Origin of the sequence: Nocardia sp. NPDC051321, from assembly GCF_044455225.1 — a bacterium.
In the GTDB taxonomy this organism is placed as follows: domain Bacteria; phylum Actinomycetota; class Actinomycetes; order Mycobacteriales; family Mycobacteriaceae; genus Nocardia.
Genome location: NZ_JBITEM010000007.1, coordinates 111,671 through 125,939, shown reverse-complemented (window position 1 = coordinate 125,939; position 14,269 = coordinate 111,671). Strand labels below are relative to the sequence as shown.

The 14,269-nt window shown below is 67.2% G+C and carries 16 protein-coding genes; 8 read left to right on the top strand and 8 right to left on the bottom strand.

What is annotated here, in order from left to right:
- Positions 1–26 precede the first annotated feature (26 nt).
- Positions 27–668, bottom strand: a complete 642-nt coding sequence (locus ACIA8C_RS18055; RefSeq protein WP_397135923.1) for a putative glycolipid-binding domain-containing protein — start codon at positions 666–668, stop codon at positions 27–29.
- A gap of 240 nt (positions 669–908) precedes the next feature.
- Here ACIA8C_RS18055 and ACIA8C_RS18050 point away from each other — a divergent pair, with 240 nt between their 5' ends.
- From ACIA8C_RS18050 to ACIA8C_RS18040, 3 genes are all read left to right on the top strand, one after another.
- Entirely contained in the window at positions 909–1,886 is a 978-nt protein-coding gene (locus tag ACIA8C_RS18050; protein ID WP_397136554.1) for an aldo/keto reductase, read from the top strand.
- A 73-nt stretch (positions 1,887–1,959) separates the two neighbouring features.
- Positions 1,960–2,562 carry a DUF4291 domain-containing protein gene (locus ACIA8C_RS18045; RefSeq protein ID WP_396991104.1) on the top strand — a complete coding sequence of 201 codons (603 nt, stop codon included), beginning with the start codon at positions 1,960–1,962 and terminating at the stop codon, positions 2,560–2,562.
- 181 nt (positions 2,563–2,743) lie between these two features.
- A complete protein-coding gene (locus ACIA8C_RS18040) occupies positions 2,744–4,333 on the top strand; it encodes an ABC-F family ATP-binding cassette domain-containing protein (protein WP_397135922.1) in 1,590 nt (529 codons plus the stop codon).
- Between the two features lie 107 nt (positions 4,334–4,440).
- On the opposite strand, the gene ACIA8C_RS18035 is transcribed toward ACIA8C_RS18040, so the two are convergent.
- Together ACIA8C_RS18035 and ACIA8C_RS18030 are read right to left on the bottom strand one after the other, a co-directional pair.
- A complete protein-coding gene (locus tag ACIA8C_RS18035; RefSeq protein ID WP_397135920.1) occupies positions 4,441–4,794 on the bottom strand; it encodes an MmcQ/YjbR family DNA-binding protein in 354 nt (117 codons plus the stop codon).
- Between the two features lie 9 nt (positions 4,795–4,803).
- Positions 4,804–5,247: a nuclear transport factor 2 family protein gene (locus ACIA8C_RS18030; protein ID WP_397135918.1), complete on the bottom strand. Its 444-nt coding sequence runs from the start codon at positions 5,245–5,247 to the stop codon at positions 4,804–4,806.
- A gap of 54 nt (positions 5,248–5,301) precedes the next feature.
- Between ACIA8C_RS18030 and ACIA8C_RS18025 the strand changes: the two genes are divergently transcribed.
- Positions 5,302–5,799: a winged helix-turn-helix transcriptional regulator gene (locus ACIA8C_RS18025; RefSeq protein ID WP_397135916.1), complete on the top strand. Its 498-nt coding sequence runs from the start codon at positions 5,302–5,304 to the stop codon at positions 5,797–5,799.
- Between the two features lie 15 nt (positions 5,800–5,814).
- Here the strand turns inward: ACIA8C_RS18025 and ACIA8C_RS18020 are convergent, their stop codons facing one another.
- Both ACIA8C_RS18020 and ACIA8C_RS18015 read right to left on the bottom strand, forming a co-directional pair.
- Positions 5,815–6,105 carry a YbaK/EbsC family protein gene (locus ACIA8C_RS18020; RefSeq protein ID WP_397136552.1) on the bottom strand — a complete coding sequence of 97 codons (291 nt, stop codon included), beginning with the start codon at positions 6,103–6,105 and terminating at the stop codon, positions 5,815–5,817.
- Between the two features lie 54 nt (positions 6,106–6,159).
- Positions 6,160–6,546 (bottom strand): RidA family protein, encoded by a 387-nt coding sequence (locus tag ACIA8C_RS18015; protein ID WP_397135914.1) that lies wholly within the window; start codon positions 6,544–6,546, stop codon positions 6,160–6,162.
- A gap of 103 nt (positions 6,547–6,649) precedes the next feature.
- On the opposite strand from ACIA8C_RS18015, the gene ACIA8C_RS18010 reads away from it, so the two are divergent.
- The 3 genes from ACIA8C_RS18010 (at position 6,650) to ACIA8C_RS18000 (ending at position 10,356) form a co-directional block, all read left to right on the top strand.
- On the top strand, positions 6,650–7,597 hold the full coding sequence (locus tag ACIA8C_RS18010; RefSeq protein WP_397135912.1) for a hypothetical protein: 948 nt from the start codon (positions 6,650–6,652) through the stop codon (positions 7,595–7,597).
- A gap of 532 nt (positions 7,598–8,129) precedes the next feature.
- Positions 8,130–9,386 (top strand): adenylosuccinate synthetase, encoded by a 1,257-nt coding sequence (locus ACIA8C_RS18005; RefSeq protein WP_397135910.1) that lies wholly within the window; start codon positions 8,130–8,132, stop codon positions 9,384–9,386.
- A gap of 343 nt (positions 9,387–9,729) precedes the next feature.
- Positions 9,730–10,356, top strand: a complete 627-nt coding sequence (locus ACIA8C_RS18000) for an NUDIX hydrolase (RefSeq protein WP_397135908.1) — start codon at positions 9,730–9,732, stop codon at positions 10,354–10,356.
- Positions 10,357–10,384: 28 nt separating this feature from the next.
- On the opposite strand, the gene ACIA8C_RS17995 is transcribed toward ACIA8C_RS18000, so the two are convergent.
- The 3 genes from ACIA8C_RS17995 to ACIA8C_RS17985 all read right to left on the bottom strand — a co-directional run bounded on the left by ACIA8C_RS17995 (position 10,385) and on the right by ACIA8C_RS17985 (position 12,765).
- On the bottom strand, positions 10,385–11,236 hold the full coding sequence (locus ACIA8C_RS17995; protein ID WP_397135906.1) for an isocitrate lyase/phosphoenolpyruvate mutase family protein: 852 nt from the start codon (positions 11,234–11,236) through the stop codon (positions 10,385–10,387).
- 349 nt (positions 11,237–11,585) lie between these two features.
- On the bottom strand, positions 11,586–11,918 hold the full coding sequence (locus tag ACIA8C_RS17990) for a YnfA family protein (RefSeq protein WP_397135904.1): 333 nt from the start codon (positions 11,916–11,918) through the stop codon (positions 11,586–11,588).
- A gap of 88 nt (positions 11,919–12,006) precedes the next feature.
- Positions 12,007–12,765, bottom strand: a complete 759-nt coding sequence (locus ACIA8C_RS17985; RefSeq protein WP_397135902.1) for a metallophosphoesterase — start codon at positions 12,763–12,765, stop codon at positions 12,007–12,009.
- Positions 12,766–13,132: 367 nt separating this feature from the next.
- Between ACIA8C_RS17985 and ACIA8C_RS17980 the strand changes: the two genes are divergently transcribed.
- Entirely contained in the window at positions 13,133–14,026 is an 894-nt protein-coding gene (locus ACIA8C_RS17980; RefSeq protein ID WP_397135900.1) for an alkaline phosphatase family protein, read from the top strand.
- The last annotated feature ends 243 nt before the right edge of the window (positions 14,027–14,269 follow it).

Here is a 14,269-nt window from a genome sequence, read left to right as displayed (position 1 = left end):
AGAGCCTCGAGGTCGAGTAGCCGGGATCAGGCGCCGGGGCGTGCGGAGCCTGGGCCGCGCTGACGTTCGCCGTCCGTGACGGTTGTGGTGGGGGGTATTCGGCGGCCGAGGGTGGGGTAGACGATGACGAGGCCATCGGGGTCGATGTGCAGGTCGCTGGTGAAAGATCCTGCGGCGTAGCGGACTTGGGCTCCGTTCTCGGTGGTGGTGAGGTGGGTGTAGGCCTGTTTGGATGGGATTACTCGCAGGCTGGGGACCTCGACGAAGGCCATCAGGAAATCGGCGGTGCCGGGGTGTTGGTGTAGGCCGGTGCGGATGATCGGCATGGTGTTGGTCAGGGGGGAGCAGGCGAGGTCGCAGTCGCGGGCGTCGGCGAGGTCGGGGCGGGGGACGCCGTCGACGAACCAGGTGTCGCCGTCGCGGCGCAGGTCCAGGGTGCGATGGTCGGTTGCGGTGACGGAGGTGACCTGCAGGCGAGCGGTGACGGCGTGCTCGTCGGTGTCCAAGGTGTAGCTCACCCAGTACGGCTCGGGGAGTTGGCCGACGGATCGGCCTTCGGCGTGCAGGTGCAGGCCGTCGAGGTCGATCCAGGACGACTCGAACCCCGCGGTCTCCTCGACCTGCCAGAGGACCTGACGTCCCTTCGGCACTTCCGACTTATTGATCATGCGACAGGATCGTATTGCCCCGAGCCGATTCGGTGTGACAAGCCGGGCACCCCGCGCACGGCGCAAAACGCGTTGGCACGTCCCGAGATCCGATTATGCGGTCACGGTATCGCGACACCGCGACAAGTCGGTCGTGTCTTCCGTAACGGGCGATCGGTCTGCGCTTGACATGGAGTGCGCTCCAACTCTTAGCGTTGCCCGCAGACCAGTTCAGATATCAGGAGGCAGACCATGAACAACATCCGCACCCGGCACCTCGGCGAACTAGCGGTCTCCGCACAGGGCCTGGGATGCATGGGAATGAGCCACGGTTACGGTGCCGCGGACGACGAGCAGTCCATCGCGACACTGCGGCACGCCCTCGACCTGGGCGTCACCCTCCTCGACTCGGCCGATTTCTACGGCTTCGGGCACAACGAGGAACTGATCGGCCGGGCCATCGCCGGGCGTCGCGACGAGGTGGTGCTTGCCACCAAGTTCGGCTTCGCCAACCGCCTCGGCGAGCCGACGCAGATCCGCGGCGACGCCGCTTACGTGCGTGCGGCGTGCGACGCGTCGTTGAGCAGGCTGGGAGTCGACCACATCGACCTCTACTACCAGCACCGGGTCGATCCGCAGGTGCCGATCGAAGAGACCGTCGGCGCCATGGCCGAGCTGGTGCAGGCCGGGAAGGTCCGTCACCTGGGACTGTCCGAGGCCAGCGCGCACACCCTGCGGCGGGCACACGCGGTGCACCCGATCACCGCCCTGCAAAGCGAATGGTCGCTGTGGAGCCGTGATTTGGAGGCGGAGATCGCCCCGGTCGCCCGTGAGCTCGGGATCGGTCTCGTCCCGTTCTCGCCGCTCGGCCGCGGCTTCCTGACCGGTCAGTACAACTCGGTCGAGGACCTGGCGGACAACGATGTCCGGCGCACGCAGCCGCGCTTCGCCGACGGCAACCTCGAACGGAATCTGGCGATCGTCGCGAAGCTGAACGAGCTGGCCGAGGCGAAGGGCGTCACCGCTGGTCAGCTCGCCCTGGCCTGGGTGCAGCACCGAGGCGAGGACGTGGTGCCGATCCCGGGGACCCGGCGCCAGCAGTACCTGCAGGAGAACCTCGCGGCCCTGGACATCGTGCTGTCCGCCGAGGACCTCGCCGCCATCGAGGCCGCCGCGCCGAGTGAGCAGATCGCGGGCACCCGCTACGACGCGACCAGCCTGACTTTCACCAACGGCTGAGCCGATTCCGGAGCGTCGTCCCGATAGCGCGAATTCCGTTGGCGTTCGGCGGCCGGACTGCAAGGATCTGCGCGTGAGTGTTGCGCCGCCGATGCGGCAGGTCAGAGCTGACTACGACACGGCGACCGTGGTTGTCTATCAGGCATACCCGGCGGAGATCGCCGAGGCGGCCGTTGCCGCAGGAACATTCGTCGTTCCCTTCAAACGGGACCGGATGACGTGGATCAAGCCTTCGTTTCTCTGGATGATGTATCGATGCGGTTGGGCGACCAAACCGGGGCAGGAGCGGGTGCTCGCGGTGTCCATCACCCGCGCCGGATTCGAGTGGGCGCTATGGCAGTCCTGCCTGAGTCACTATGTGCCGGAGATGTATCCGGACCGACAGGTGTGGATGGCCCGACTGCGAGCGAGTCCCGTTCGCATTCAATGGGATCCGGAGCGCGACCTGCATCACCGGCCGCTCGCGCACCGGTCGCTGCAGGTCGGGCTCGGCGGTCCGGCGGTGGGGCTGTACGTCGATCGATGGATCACGGGTATTCGCGATGTCACCGGTCAGGCACAGCAGATCGGACGACTGGTGGCGGACGGGAAACTCGAGGCGGCCGCGCGTGCGCTACCGGTCGAGCGACCCTATCCGCTGACCCCGGAGATCGCCGGTGTGATCGGCACCGGCTAGGTCGCGGGCCTCGATAAGGGGCTGTGTGATTCAAATATCACTGGCATCGGCAGCGTAGGTGTGGTTAATCTAGATGGGTCTTATTGCCGTTGATCGGAGTCATGCCGTTGATCTCATGAGGTAGCCATTCGGGCGGTGCGCAGTCGCGTGCCGCGTATCCGTAGCAACCTCTGGAGTCACCATGACCACTCTGTCATTTTCCGATCTCACCTTCGCCTGGCCGGACGGCACCCCTGTGTTCGAAGGGCTCGATGGCGGCCTCGGCCCGGGTCATATCGGCCTGGTCGGCAGCAACGGCGCGGGCAAATCCACGCTGCTGCGGCTGATCGCCGGTGAGCTCACCCCCGCTCGCGGTTCGGTCACGGTCCCCGGCCATCTCGGTTACCTGCGACAAGACCTCGGTCTCGCCGCAGGGCAACGGGTCGACGCGGTGCTCGGCATCGCGGAAATCCGGAAAGCCTTGCACCGCATCGAATCCGGTGGCGCCGCGGCGTCCGACTTCGACATCGTCGGCCACCGCTGGGATGTCGAGGAACGGGCGATCGCCCTGCTCGGGCGGCTCGGTCTGCACTATGTCGCCGACTCGGCCGAACAGCTGGATCGCCGGCTGGAGACCCTCTCCGGCGGCGAGACGACCCTGCTCGGCTTGGTCGCCGAACTGCTGGCCGAGCCGGAGATCCTGCTGCTGGACGAGCCGACGAACAACCTGGATCAGCTTGCCCGCGAACGGCTTTACGAGGTGGTCGCGCAATTCTCCGGCACCGTTGTCACGGTCAGTCACGACCGTGAGCTGCTGGAGCGCATGGGCACCATCGCGGAGCTGCGCCAGGGCGAGCTGCGCATGTTCGGCGGAAATTTCAGCGAGTACGAGCGGATCATCGAGGCCGAGCAGGTCGCGGCGAAGGCCGCGATCCGCGACGCGCGCGGCGATGTGCGCAAGCAGGCCCGCGAACTCGTCGAAACGCGGATCAAGCTGGACCGCAGGCAGCGCTACGGGCAGAAGATGTGGGACACCAAGCGGGAGCCGAAAATAATTATGGCGCAACGCAAACGGCAGGCGCAGGTGTCGGCGGGCAAGTTGCGCAATCAGCACATCGGCAAGCTGGACACGGCCAAGGACCAACTCCAGCAGGCGCAGGAGCTGCTGCGTGACGATCGGGAGATCCGGGTCGATCTGCCCGATACCCGGCTCTACCCCGGCCAGGACGTGATCGATCTGGACGAGGTCGAATTGGCCTGCGGGCCAACGGTTTCGCTGCGGGTCAACGGGCCGGAGCGGATCGCCTTGACCGGGCGCAACGGCGTGGGCAAAACCACGCTGCTGAAACAGATTTCGGCCGCGCACCCGAAGGTGCCGTGGCGGATGCTGCCGCAACGCCTCGACATCTTCGACGAGCAACGGTCGGTATTCGAGAATGTGGCATCGACGGCGCCACACGCGTCGCCGGAACAGATCCGGGCCCAGTTGGCCCGCTTCGTGTTTCGCGGCACCGACGCCGATGTCGCGGCCTCGGCACTGTCCGGCGGCGAACGGCTCAGGGCCGCACTGGCCATGCTGCTGCTCGCCGACCCGGCACCGAAGTTGTTGCTGCTCGACGAGCCGACCAACAACCTCGACCTGCCCAGCCTCGAGCACCTCACCCAGGCGCTGGCCAGTTTCGAGGGCGCGCTGATCGTGGTCAGCCACGACCCGCGCTTCCTCGACGACATCGGCCTGACGAGGCGGATCGAGCTCACCCCCGACGGGCTGAGCGAGACCGTTGACCCTTGATGGTCCGCGAAAACCCGCACGCCCCTTGATCTCCGACGATCAGGGGGTGTGCGGCCCGGTTGATCCCGGCCGTTGTCGTCGAGCGGTAGCAACTGACCATTGGTTGTTCAGTCGAGTTCGGCCACAAGCTTTTTCGGGGCCACCCTGCGGTAGGCGTCGTGGATGATCGCGGCGAACTCGGGCCAGTCGGGGTCGATGTCGAGGCGGACGCCGATCCAGCCGCTGTGGCCGACGTACGGCGGTATGAAGAACCGCTCGGGCTCGGCGTCCACCAACTCGGCCTGCACGCCCGCCGGAGCCGGGCACCACAGCGTGGGGCCCGGCTCGCGGTAGCCGCCGGGGATGTATTTGACGAACGAGGTCTTCACGCGCACGAAGAAGGTGGGGCAGCCGTGGCTGAGCCGTTCGCTGCACTCCGGTAGGTCCAGGCAGATCGCGCGGATCCGCGTCAACGGGTCCATGCGCGCAGTCTACGGCGCGCGCATCGCCCTTCGCATGACCCCGGGGTGCCTGAGCAGGCCGGGAGCGAGCCATACCGCGAGGGCGGTGAGGGTGAGCCATGGTCGTAGGTGCGGCTCGAGCTTGCGGATACGGCCGTCGTCGGCGAGTTCGAGGACGAGGGCCTCGGTGAGCCGGAATGGTCCGATGGCTGCCTCGGCCAGGAGTACGCGCCGGGTCCCGTCGCCGATCTGTTCGGTCCATCGCAGGTGGGAGAGCCCGCCGTAGGCGGCGGTCAGCAGTATTCGCAGGTCGTCTTTGCCGCGGAACACCAATCGTCCGGACAACGGTGACGTCAGTGTGGCGTCGGGGGTCAGCGTGTCCATCAACGCGTCGAAATCGGCGGCTTTGGTCGCCGCGCAGAACATGGCTACCGCATCGGTCGCGGTCGCCCCATCGTCGGTTGCCGTATGCATGGCACCGAACCTAGCCGTAGTCACTTGCAAAAAGCAATGGACTATCCTGAGTGGGTGCCCAAGGCTGCTCTGTCCGACATCGTCTGCTCGATCGCCCGCACGCTGGACGCGATCGGGGAGCGATGGACGCCGCTGATCCTGCGTGACCTGCTCGTCGGGTTGACGCGGTTCGAGGACATTCGGCGCGATCTCGGTATCGCGTCGAATGTGCTCGCCGCGCGGCTGGACGCGCTGCAAGCCCATGGGATCGTGGAAACCCGTGTGTACCAGTCGAATCCGGTTCGGCACGAGTATTTGCTCACCGAGAAGGGGCGCGAGTTGTATCCGGTGCTGACCATGCTCGTGGCATGGGGCGACACCTGGCTCGCGGGTCCTGAGGGGCCGCCCGCGTTGGTTGTGCACGAAGACTGTGGCAAAGCCACTGTCGGCGTGGTGGTTTGCCGGGAGTGCGGGTCGGCGCTGACGGCGGACAACGTGCGGTTTCATCAGGGGCCGGGCGGGCAGCGCGGTCCGGGGACCATGCTCGTCGGCGATCACATGGCGCCGACCTGACCGGCGCCGCTCGCGTCAGTTGACCGCGACGGCCTCGGCGCCGGTGGCCGCGACCAATTCCTGGAAGGTCGTCGGGAATACGGTGTGCGGGTGTCCGGCGGCGGCCCAGATCTCCGGTTGATCGGCCAGCGTTTCGTCGATCAATGTCCGGATCGGCGCCGGGTGACCGAGCGGGGCGACGCCGCCGATGGCCTGGCCGGTGTGTGCCCGGACGAATTCGGCACTGGCGCGCGACAATTCGGCGATGCCGAGATGTGCGGCGACCTTGCCGGTGTCCACCCGGTGCGCGCCGCTGGTGAGTACCAGCAGCGGCGTCCCTAAACCGGCCGCGCCGCTCGAAGCCCGCGAATTTCGCCGGTATCAACCCGCGGCGACGACCTCGATCTCGACCAGCCAGTCGTTGTCCAGGGTCTGCGCCACGATCGCGGTGGTCGGTACGGCTCGGCCACCCAGTGCCGCGACCCTGGCGGCGGCGTTTGCCTCGGCGTCGGAGGCGTCACGCAGGTAGCTGGTGAGGCGGACGATGTTGTCGACGGTCATGTCGGCGGAGGCGAGGATGGCGCGCAGATTCGACCAGATCAGTTCGAGTTGTTCGGTGAGGGTCTCGGCTGGCTTGCCGTCTGGATCGAGACCCATTGTGCCGGAAACGAATAGCAGTCGTTGGGCGCCTCGGACCTCCATGGCGTGCACGTAGTCGTCGGTGGCGGCGTAGATACCTTCGGTCGGATTGTGCTGTAGGAGATCCACCCTCTCGATCTTGCCAGGGAACGGCGTTTACCGAGGTGATTCCTTGACGGCCGTAGTTTTAGTCGCTTACACTAAAACTAGATTCACGAGAGGAAGTGATCACATGGGATACGGAAACTGGGACGACACCGCCTATCGGGCGGCCAAGACCTTCCGTGCCAGCCGAGGGCTCGACGACTTCGGATACACCGCCGAAATGCGTTCTGTGGCATACGCGGACTGGCAGGCGCACCCGACCCTCGACCCACTCGGCGTCACCGCGCGCGAATGCCGCGACTCGGCCGACCACGAAAATTCGCTGCCCATCGCGGTTTTGTTCGACGTCACCGGCTCGATGGGCCGGGTGCCGCGGATCATGCAGCGTAAGCTCGGCAAGCTGCACGGACTGTTGCGGCGCAAGGGATACGCGGACGACCCGCAGATCCTGTTCGGCGCCGTCGGCGACGCCGACTGCGACCGAGTTCCGTTGCAGGTGGGGCAGTTCGAGTCCGACAACCGGATGGACGAGCAGTTGCGCGCCATCCTGCTGGAAGGCGGCGGTGGTGGGCAGAAGTCCGAAAGTTATGAACTGGCCGGATATTTCATGGCCACCCACATCGTCACCGACGCGTGGGAGAAGCGGGGCAAGAAGGGCTACCTGTTCCTGATCGGCGACGAGCTGAACAAGCCGAAGCTGGCCTCGCGGCACATCCGCAGCGTCATCGGTGACGGTGTGCGGCGCGATGTTTCGGTGGAATCCATCTACCGCGAGCTCGCCGAGCGCTGGCACATCTACTACATCCTGCCTAATCAGTCGAGCTACTACGACGATCCGGAGATCGCCGACCACTGGCGTGGGTTGCTCGGGCAGGGATTCCTGAAGCTCGACGATCCGGCTGCCGTATGCGAACTCATCGCGCTGACAATCGGTTTAGAGGAGGGACGGGTCGATGTCGATGCGGGGCTCGCGGATCTCCGTGATGTGGGATCGGCGGCCGAGGCCGCGTCGGTCGGAAAGGCGTTGGCGGCCAAGGGGCCGCGGATGCGTGCGCTGCCAAGTGGTCGCAGTTGACGTCGCCTGTCGGTTCCCGAGGCGAACCGGGGTAGCTGAAGTGCCTACAGATTGTGCTACCGCGGGCGGTTGTGCCGGGCGGGGGCCGCCGGTTCGGGACTGGATAGGTCCGGTTCGGGACGGGATAGGTGATGGTGGGCGCGATGGGAAGGGTGCGGGATCGGGGAGCCGCAGCGCTTAACGGATCGCCGTAGTGCGGGCGGTTGGTTGTCGCGTGTGGCTCACCGGTTCGGGCCGAGATGGGGAGCCGCAGCACTAACTGGATCGCCGTTGCGGTCGGTTGCCGTGTGGGGTGACCGGTTCGAGGCGCGATAGGTGATGGTGGGCGCGATGGGTAGGTGCGTTACTGGGGTAGGGGCAGCACCTATCGGATCGCGTTGCTGCGGGCGGTCGGTGGCCGTGCGGTGCGCGATAGGTGATGGTCGGGGAGGTGCGCTATCGGGTAGCCGCAGCAGTTACCGGATCGCCGTGGTCCGTGCGGCGATTACCGGCCGGGGCTGGTGACATCAGGCTAGATAGGAAGGAGTGCAGCATGTTTCGCTCGCACATTGTGGTGGTCGACCTCGGCTTCGGCGATGCCGGGAAGGGGGCGACGGTCGATTGGCTGTGCTCTGTGGCGGCGGGGCTCGAGGTTTCGGCCGTGGTGCGGTTCAACGGGGGAGCGCAGGCCGCGCACAACGTGATCGCAGACGGTCGGCATCACACGTTCGCGCAGTTCGGATCGGGCACGTTCTCGGGTGTGCCGACGCTGCTGTCGCAGCATGTGCTGGTCGAGCCGATCGCGCTTGCCGGGGAGGCGCGGCAGTTGGCTGCTCTTGGTGTACCGGATCCGTTGGCACTGTTGCACATCGACGGCCGGGCATTGCTCACCACGCCGATCCACATCGCCGCCAACCGTGCCCGCGAGGACGCGAGGGGTTCCTCGCGGCACGGTTCGTGCGGACGGGGGATCGGCGAAACCGCCTCGTACGCGTTGACGCACGACGCGCCGACAGTATCGGATTGCCTGCGCCCCAAAGTTCTTCGCGACAAACTTCAGGTGCTAGCCGCGCACTACGGCGCGCTGATCGCCCCCAGCGGACACCGGTACGAGCCGATCGACACCCTGGTCGAGATGTATCGGGAATTCGCCGCCGCCGTCCGCATCGTCGGCGGCGACCAGTTCGCCAGGTTCGCCCGGCGCGGCCGCCTGATCTTCGAAGGTGCCCAAGGTGTCCTCCTCGACGAGTGGCGCGGCTTCCATCCGCACACCACCTGGTCCACCGTGGAACCACGGAACGCGCGCACCATGCTGTCCGAAATCGGCGCCGCCGGTTACGTTCTCGGCGTCACCCGCACCTACATGACCCGCCACGGCGCAGGCCCGCTCCCCACCGAGGACCGCGCCCTCGACTTCCCGGAACCCCATAACGCCACCGGCCGCTACCAAGGCGAATTCCGCCTGGGCCACCTCGACCCGATCCTGCTGCGCTACGCCATCGCGGTCTCCGGCGGCATCGACGGCCTCGCCCTCACCCACCTGGACACCCCGGGAACTCGGTACGCGGCAACGGGATACGCCACCGACAACGGCGTGATCGACAACCTGGAGCCGGGCGCTTGGCAGGATCTCGCTTACCAACAGCACCTCACGGACCTGCTGTCCACCGCCCACCCGGTGCTCACTGAAATGCCAGCCGACGTGGTGCCCTGGCTGACGCAAACACTCGACACCCCAGTAGTACTGACCTCGAACGGCCCCACCCGAACCCACCGCACCCCCACCGCGGCAACGTCCGCCGCCGCATGAGCCCCGTTGCCCGGAACCGCACTGTTTCTCGGGATCCGCACCGACTCCAGGGCGCAGCAGCGGATCCCGAAAGGCAGTGCGGATCTTGGCTGATACCAACGAGGCCGCCTTCGCGGGGTCGCATCGATGACCAAAACCGCCGCTGACCACCTCGACCACCCACAAACTGGGTGTTCCGGCACCGGACAAGCACTGGTGAATCGGCATTCAGTGGCACACCACGGCGGGGTCTTACGACGTTTGCCGCCCTCAGGTGCCACTGAATGTGGATTCGGTATCGGGGTGCGGCGTGGCGGGTGCCGGTCGGGGGGTTGGGGGGTTGGGTGCGGCAGGATTGGGAGGCGTGGAGCAGTCTGTGGTGTCGGTTGATGTGGTGGCGTTGCGTTTTTGGGGCGACGACGCTGGGGTGAGTGTGGGGATCGCGCCGCGTGTGATGGCGCCGTTCACCGGGGAGTTGGCTCTGCCCGGTGTTTTGCTCGGGCGTGGCGAGCGGCTGGTCGGAGCCGCTCGGCGGGCGGTGCACACGAAACTTGGTGTCCCCGAGGCTGCGATTGGTGCGGTCGGTCAGCTCGTGACCTTCGATGAACCGAACCGCGACCCGCGCGGTCCCACGTTGTCGATCGCGATGTGGGCGGTAGTCGGACCGCACGAGGGCCCCGCCCAATGGATCAGTTTCGAAGAGATGCCCGCCCTGGCCTTCGACCACAACCGCATTCTCGACGCGTCCCGCACCCTCCTCGCCGACCTCTTGTGGAAAGACCTTTCCTTCACCCGGGCCTTACTCGGCAACGAATTCCCCGCCACCAAGGCCGTAACGGCCACCACCGCCCTCTCCGGCACCCGCCCCGACCCCGCCAACCTCAACCGCACCCTGGCCACCGTCCCCGGCCTAGCCCGCACCACCGAACGTCGCCGGGTAAAGGCGACGGGCCGACCCGCCGCGGTCTGGGCGTTCAGCGCTGACGACTAACGGGAAAGTGTTGCGCCGCTCGACGGGGTTAGCGACTCAGCAGGGATTGGATAGCGCCGAAGTCGATGGCATTTTCGAGGGTTGTGTAGGTGCCGTGCTCGAGGAGTTCGATGGTCGCCGTTTCGGCCAGTTTGTAAGCGGCTTGGGCTACTGCCGAGCCGACGCTGACTCGGCGTATGCCGGTCGCCGCGAGTTCTGCGACGGAGGGTGCTCCGGCGCCGACCATGACGTTGATCGGCAGCGGGGACTTGGCGACCAGGTCGGTCAGGGTTGGCAGGTCGAGGAGTCCCGGGACGAAGAGGCTGTCGGCGCCCGCCGCGGCGTAGGCGGCGGCCCTGGTGAGGACCTCGTCGAAGCGGTTTTCGGGCGCGCCGATGCCGAACAGGTACACGTCGGTTCGGGCATTGATCACCAGTTCTGGCAGGCCGGCTTGCTGTGCGGCGTCGCGTGCCGCGCGCAGGCGGTCGGACTGGGCGGTGGTGTCGAAGAGCGGGCCGCCGGGTGCCGTCGAGTCCTCCAGGTTCACACCGACGGCACCGGCTGCCACGGCGGCGAGGACGGTGGCCGCGACATCCTCCGGTGCGGGTCCGTAGCCGCCCTCGATGTCGGCCGTCACCGGCACATCGACGACGGCGGCGATCCTGCGGATGACGCCGATCGTGTCGTCCCTGGTGAGCTGCTGACCGTCACCGGTGCCGAGCGACCAGGAGACCGCGGCACTGGTTGTCGCGACCGCCGGTGCCCCTGCCGCCGCGATCACCGCGGCGCTGGCCGCGTCCCAAGCGTTCGGCAGCACGAAGAGGCCTTGCTCGTGCAGCGCCCGAAAGGCTGCCGCCGCGTTGTGCTGGGTGTCGGTGATGGGCTGGCTGTCCTGTGCCACGGAGGCTCCTCGTGAGATTGTTTCGATGACTGGTCGCGATGAAGGTAACGCCGGAAACCTCCTCGGCCATCCCAATTTCCGGACTACGAATAAATAAGCATCGAATGTCCCGGGCTCGGCCTCGAAACTCGGAGCAGGACAGCGGCATCGAGCACGCCGCCCGTCCCACACCGGTCTACTCGACCGAAACATTCAGCGTGCGTGTCGCAATCACCCGCACCCGCACCCGACAAAGATCCGCCCCGGCCCCGGCCCCGGCCCCGGCCCCGGCCCCGGCCCCGGCCCCGGCCCCGGCCCGCGATCGGGTCGGCCCTGGTATCGGGATCGCGCTAAGCGGCCAGTCGCCGATTCAGCGTCGCGGCGCGTACATGATGATGGCGACGCCGACAAGGCAGAGACCCGCACCGAGGTAGTCCCACCGGTCGGGGTGGAACTTGTCGACGAGCATCCCCCAGGCGAGCGAGCCCGCGACGAAAACGCCACCGTAGGCGGCGAGGATGCGCCCGAAATTCGGGTCCGGCTGGAACGTCGCAACGAATCCGTAGGCACCGAGTGCGACGATGCCCGCCGCGATCCACAGAATCCCCCGATGCTCCCGCCACCCCTGCCACACCAGCCACGCACCGCCGATCTCGGCGAGGGCGGCCATGGCGAACAGCAGTAGTGAGCGGGCGACGGTCATGGGAGGAACCTACCGACCGCTGCGGCGGGCGTGATCAGCGCCAGTGTTCGGGGTACCAGTGTCAGCTGCGCATCCGCGTCACGATCGATCAGCGCTCGGGCGTGAGCGCCTGCGCGACCTCGTACACCGCGTACGCGCGGCCGATCACCGGAAACGAGACGTTGCGCACCGGAACTCCACCTGTGGTGCAACCGATTTCGGTGCCACTGTGCGCGTGGCCGTGCAGGGCGAGGGTGGCCCGGCCCGCGTCGACGGCTTCGCCAAGGGCGTGGCAGCCCAGGCCGGGGTAGATCTTGGGTGGCTCGCCGACGAGGGTGTCGATGACGGGGGAAAAGTGCATCAGGGCGATGCGGATCTCGGTGTCCAGGGTGTCGAGGGCCTGACGCAGCAGCAGGCCGTCGAGTGGGCCGCGGCGCATGCGGGCCCGGTGTTCTTCGGTGCCCTCGTCGGGGGTGCCCGGATGGTCGGGGAAGCCGCCGCTGCCGCCCATCACGCCTGCGATGCCGACTCGAATGCCGTTCAGTTCCAGCGTGATCGCGGTTCCTTCGAGCATGCGCACGCCGATGTCGGTGAGCTGGGCGGAGATTCGGAAGCCGAGCCGGTGGTCGTGGTCGTGGTTGCCGAGTACGGCGACGACCGGCACTGGGAGGTCGGCGATTTCGGCGCAGAGCAGGTCGGCTTCGGCGAGCCTGCCGCCTTCGGTCAGATCGCCCGCCAGCAGTAGCACGTCGGCGTGCTCGGCCAGCCGTAGGAAGTCGGGGCGAAAGCGGCCGGCCACGGCGGGCCGCAGGTGGGTATCGGCGACGGCCGCGATCCGGATACCCCGCTGCGCGGAATCGGCAGGCATGGCGTCAGCCAGCCACATCGTCGGCGCGCTGTCAACCGCAATCTGACGTTCATCCGCCAGCCACCCGCCCGTGAGCTGCTGACATAGCTCTTGGCTATTGAGGGTTCAGTCGGTGTTCAGCGAGGCAACGCGCGATGGCGAGACCGATGAAACGTCAATGAACAGTGCTGCGGGAGGCTATCCATCGGGTCGGCTCGCCCCGCATGGTTCGGACTATGAACGAGCGCGACAAGCGAGCGGATCATCGTCCCGGCGGCGGGCAGCGCGATGAGGGCGTTGCCAGGCGGCCGGGCGTGAGCTTGGGGGTGCGAGCATGAGCCGGTTTTGGTCGAAAGCGCTTGTCGTGCTGGCTGTTTCCGCTCTTCCCATGACGGTTGCCGCGGGTGGGGCGCACGCGGACACACGGGTGGACAAGGTGGTCCTGATCGGCCTGGACGGACTGATGTTCGACAAGGTCGTGCAGGTGCGGGCACCGAACCTGTTGCGGCTCAGCGCCGAAGGCATGCTCAGCCGCTCCTCGATCGCGCCGCACATCACCATCTCCGGCCCGTCCTGGGCCACCGTGCTGACCGGCGTGTGGGATCGCAAGCACGGCATCAAGGACAACAATTTCACCGCGGCACCGTTCGCGAAGTACCCGACCGTCTTCACCCAGCTCGAACGCGCCGACCCGGCCCTCAAAACCCACTCGATCGCCACCTGGGATCAGATCGCCACCATGACGGGCAGCGGCAATCCGCGCGCCGACGTGGTCGTCTCCACCGCGCCGGTGCCCGACGACCCCGACGAATCCAAGACCGACGCCGCCACCGCCACCGACGTGGTCACCGCGATCACCAGGTTCGCCCCCGACTTCCTCTTCACCCACCTCGACCAGGTCGATCACGCGGGTCACAGCGACGGCGCCGCGTCGAAGGAGTACCTCGACGCCGTCCGGCGCATCGACGAACAGGTCGGCCGCATCGCCGCCGCCGTCGACACCCGCGCCAAGGCCAACCCCGCCGAACGCTGGACCATCCTGGTCACCGCCGATCACGGCCACCGGCCCAAGGGCGGCCACGGCGGCCAATCCCCGGACGAGACAACCAATTTCGTCATCGCCCGCGGACCCGACTTCACCGCGGGCGATACCACCTCCCGCTACACCCTGGTCGACATCACCCCCACCGTCGTCGACCTCCTGCACGTCCCGGCCAGCCCGGACTTCGACGGCCAGTCCATGCTCAACCGGGAGCCGGCCGGCCCGTCCACCATCCGCTAGCGGTACCGCGGCGGTTCGGTCGCAACGACACCGCCGCGACGCCTGATATGTCACCCTTTCCGGTACGCCTCGCCAAGGCCAGCGAACCCAGCGCCATCCCGGAAGCAGAACCCGCATCGCGCCCGCGGCAACCACGCGCCGGACGTTAGCGCGCGGCCGGGACTAAAGTTGGTGGTCTGGGCGGTTGCGGCGGTCGGATAGGGTGGTTCGATCGAGGCACGCGGCGCGAACGTCAGGCCCGGA

What these genes read in the sequence shown, in the direction of transcription:
- ACIA8C_RS18055 (WP_397135923.1), bottom strand. Translation starts at nt 668, where the DNA reads ATGATCAATAAGTCGGAAGTGCCGAAGGGACGTCAGGTCCTCTGGCAG.
- ACIA8C_RS18040 (WP_397135922.1), top strand. Translation starts at nt 2,744, where the DNA reads ATGACCACTCTGTCATTTTCCGATCTCACCTTCGCCTGGCCGGACGGC.
- ACIA8C_RS18035 (WP_397135920.1), bottom strand. Translation starts at nt 4,794, where the DNA reads ATGGACCCGTTGACGCGGATCCGCGCGATCTGCCTGGACCTACCGGAG.
- ACIA8C_RS18030 (WP_397135918.1), bottom strand. Translation starts at nt 5,247, where the DNA reads ATGCATACGGCAACCGACGATGGGGCGACCGCGACCGATGCGGTAGCC.
- ACIA8C_RS18010 (WP_397135912.1), top strand. Translation starts at nt 6,650, where the DNA reads ATGGGATACGGAAACTGGGACGACACCGCCTATCGGGCGGCCAAGACC.
- ACIA8C_RS18005 (WP_397135910.1), top strand. Translation starts at nt 8,130, where the DNA reads ATGTTTCGCTCGCACATTGTGGTGGTCGACCTCGGCTTCGGCGATGCC.
- ACIA8C_RS17990 (WP_397135904.1), bottom strand. Translation starts at nt 11,918, where the DNA reads ATGACCGTCGCCCGCTCACTACTGCTGTTCGCCATGGCCGCCCTCGCC.
- ACIA8C_RS17985 (WP_397135902.1), bottom strand. Translation starts at nt 12,765, where the DNA reads ATGCCTGCCGATTCCGCGCAGCGGGGTATCCGGATCGCGGCCGTCGCC.
- ACIA8C_RS17980 (WP_397135900.1), top strand. Translation starts at nt 13,133, where the DNA reads ATGACGGTTGCCGCGGGTGGGGCGCACGCGGACACACGGGTGGACAAG.